Consider the following 3137-nt stretch of genomic DNA (forward strand, 5'->3'; position numbering starts at 1 on the left):
TGTGAGCGCAACGAATAGCCCACGTCTTTCGTGATTGACGGAATGGGTTTCCGGCTGGCAGTCAAAACTTTTGCTTTGCCCGCTTCGGCATAAAATAGGTTCGGATATTGACGAGTGCTTCAGCGACGTCAGCGGCATCCTGGCGGGTGGCTTTGCGTTTTGTCTCGCCGAGCTTGCGAATTGGCGCAATGATATCGCCGGTGACGGCATGACCGCGAAGAACCGGCTGCCAAAGTCTCGGCGCGTATCCTGTTGCCAGCAAAAAGCAGAGGTCCCAATCGAACGGATCAAAGGTTTGATCATCGATCCTGGTGAACCTGGGCCGGTAGTCTTTCGGGGTTTCAGAGAGGCTCCCCGAGATACGGTTATATTCCGCAACGATCGTCTGCACGGCCCGATGTTCGGTTGTTTCCATCGGCAGGTTCAGGGCGTCCGGGCCAGTCAGTTCCGGGATCCATTTGCGTGGGTCGATGAACTTTGGGCCAATGATCAGAGCCGTAAGATAACCATCGAGACCGCTCATTGACCAGATTGGCGATGCCGGACGGCGTCCCCTGATAAAGGCTTCGAACGCCGCGTCATCAAGCTTCGGTCGATCCGTCGTCCCCTGGCTGTTGTGCATCATGCCGCCCGTCGCTCCTGCTGCGTCATCGCTTCACGCTCAGCCTTCCAGGCCCACGGCAGGAGACTTTCCATTTCGCTGGCTTTCACTTTGCCGGAGATGATGCGCTCCAGCACATCGGCAAGCCAGACCTCGGGGTCCACACCATTCAGTTTACAGGTGTTGACGAGCGATGCGAGGACAGCGAAAGTCTTTCCACCCCGCTCGTTGCCCACGAACAGCGAATTCTTCCTCGTCAGGGCCACGGATTTCATTGAACGCTCGACCACATTGGAATCGATCTCGACCCGGCCATCATCAAGGCAGGCTGTCAACCCGCTCCAATGGTTGAGCGTGTAGCTGACGGCCTTGCCAAGCGCCGATTTCGCCGACACCTCGTCGCGCAGTTCGGTGAGGTGGACTTTCAGCTCTCTCATGACTGGAGCAGCCTCGCGACGTCTCACGACGAGCCGGGTATCGGCGCTTTCGCCGCGCAGTTTTGCTTCGATCCGATAGACTTCCGCAATCCTGGCAAGGATCGACAAAGCCTCCGAAGAACCCGTCAGCTTGACGACATCGACGAACTTGCGCCGCGCATGAGCAAGGCAGAAGGCCAGCCGCATGGGTGCGACATTGCTCTTGCCCCGACGTTTGACCATGGTTTTATAGGCTTGGTATCCATCGACTTGAAGCACGCCGGTAAACGACGACAATTGCCCCTCGATCTCGCGGGCGCTGCGGCTTTCGGCAAAGATATAGGCCACGGCCGGCGGTGCCGGACCATTCCAGGGACGGTCGTCAACCGCCTGCGCCCATAACTGGCAGACCTTGGTTCGTTTGCGCCCCGGCTCGAGCCGCGGCAACGGCGTCTCGTCACAGAACACTCTCGGCTGCGAGCGGATAAAGGCGGTAAGCGCGTCATAGAGAAGCTCCAGCCACCAGGCGACCCGCATCACCCAGGCGCCAAGCGTACCGCGATCGATGATGACACCGCAGGAGGCCAGCATTTGCGCCTGTCGATTGAGCGGGAGATGCCAGGCAAACTTCGAAACAGCGACATGCGCGGCAAACGCCGTGGTCACCATGCCACCGTCCATCACGCGCGCCGGTGCAGGTGCTTGCACGATGGCACTCTCACAGGCCCGGCATGCATAGCGCGGCCGGATCGTCCGTTTGACCCGGACAACAGCAGGTACGATGTCGAGCGCCTCGCTGACGTCCGTGCCGATGCAATGCAGTTCGAACGAACAGCAGGGGCAAATCTTGCTCTCCGGCTCAATGATCTCTTCATAGCGCGGAAGATGCTTGGGCAAGCGGCCGATATTGCGGGCAGACGATCGCCGTGCCTGTGTTTTGTCTTCACCGGCCGGTGCGGCATCGTCATTGGCTGCAACGGGAATATCGCTTAGATCGCCCAGGTCGAGCGTTGCCTGGGCTGGATCGATGATCGTCATCTTCTCCGATTTCGTCCCGAAGAGCTGGCGCTCAAGGAAGGCAATACGCGCTTTGAGATCGGCATTCTCTTCGTCGAGTAAGAGAATGATCCGGGTCAATTGCGCAGCATCCTGAGGCAAGGGATCGGGTCGAAGCAGCATGACCGACCCTATCATATTAGCCTGAATCTTCAAGCAAAACCAATAGGATCAGCCTACTTTTGAGGGTCGTCTCACCGCGTTTCGCTTGACCCGCGTCCAGTCAATGCCAGCTAGCAAAAGCGAGAACTCCTGGGCACTCATCTGCATCGCACCATCGCGGATCGGGGGCCAAACAAACTTTCCGCTCTCCAACCACTTTGTCGCCAGGATCATGCCTGACCCATCCCAGTAAATGCAGCGAAGTCGATCCAGACGCTTGGCGCGGAAAACGAACACGTCGCCACAATAGGGATCGGCCGCGAGCGCTGACGCCACCAAAGCCACAAGGCCATTCATGCCGCGCCGGAAGTCGACCGGTTGCGTAGCCACCATGATCTTCACGCCACTCGGCGAAACTCCGATCACCGGCGACCTCGCAAGGCCGCCACCATCGCTTGCGCCAGTTCAGGTGCTACCGGGCCGATAACCGTCATGCGCGCGCCAGCAATCTCGATCTCAATTCGACCCGCGGCAAAGTGGGCGACATCTGACGGCGAGCCTGGAGCCGGCGTTCGATCGCCAACTACCGTCACCGGCACGAACATCGCCTGCTGCGCACTGGACCTCGCAGATCGTTGAGAGGTCAGCCCAGCGTCCCGGCGCCAGACGTTCAGCAAGCCGCGATTGACGCCCCAGCGCCGGGCAACGGCCGAGATGTTAACATCAGGTTCCGCGCTTTCCGCAAGGATCCGCGCCTTCTCCTCGTCAGTCCAATTCCGCCGCTGCCGCCGGCCGGTAATCACCTCGATCCGACGATACTTTCCCTCATGCCTGGCTTCATCCATGTCTTCAAGCATGGCATCAGCGCGATCTCCAATCATCCCGGTCCGCTCCTATCAATGAAGGAGCTTATCTCGCGGCATCATTCACAAAAGAAAAGGTGGGATGTTCGTCGCGCTCAC

The 3137-nt window shown here is 59.1% G+C and carries 4 protein-coding genes; all 4 read right to left on the reverse strand.

What is annotated here, in order from left to right:
• Nucleotides 1-61 precede the first annotated feature (61 nt).
• Genes JNC70_RS22610 through tnpA form a run of 4 tightly spaced genes read right to left on the reverse strand, consistent with a single transcriptional unit; the run spans nt 62 to nt 3056 of the window.
• Nucleotides 62-625 carry a UPF0149 family protein gene (locus JNC70_RS22610; RefSeq protein ID WP_105528924.1) on the reverse strand — a complete coding sequence of 188 codons (564 nt, stop codon included), beginning with the start codon at nt 623-625 and terminating at the stop codon, nt 62-64.
• Nucleotides 622-2196: an IS66 family transposase gene (gene tnpC / locus JNC70_RS22615; RefSeq protein WP_374789039.1), complete on the reverse strand. Its 1575-nt coding sequence runs from the start codon at nt 2194-2196 to the stop codon at nt 622-624. The genes JNC70_RS22610 and tnpC overlap by 4 nt, the downstream gene beginning before the upstream one ends.
• 48 nt (nt 2197-2244) lie before the next feature.
• On the reverse strand, nt 2245-2601 hold the full coding sequence (tnpB, locus tag JNC70_RS22620) for an IS66 family insertion sequence element accessory protein TnpB (RefSeq protein ID WP_105528926.1): 357 nt from the start codon (nt 2599-2601) through the stop codon (nt 2245-2247).
• A complete protein-coding gene (gene tnpA, locus JNC70_RS22625; protein WP_168436537.1) occupies nt 2598-3056 on the reverse strand; it encodes an IS66-like element accessory protein TnpA in 459 nt (152 codons plus the stop codon). The genes tnpB and tnpA overlap by 4 nt, the downstream gene beginning before the upstream one ends.
• Nucleotides 3057-3137 lie beyond the last annotated feature (81 nt).

The organism is Brucella oryzae, from assembly GCF_041929965.1.
GTDB classification, from domain to species: Bacteria; Pseudomonadota; Alphaproteobacteria; order Rhizobiales; family Rhizobiaceae; genus Brucella; species Brucella oryzae.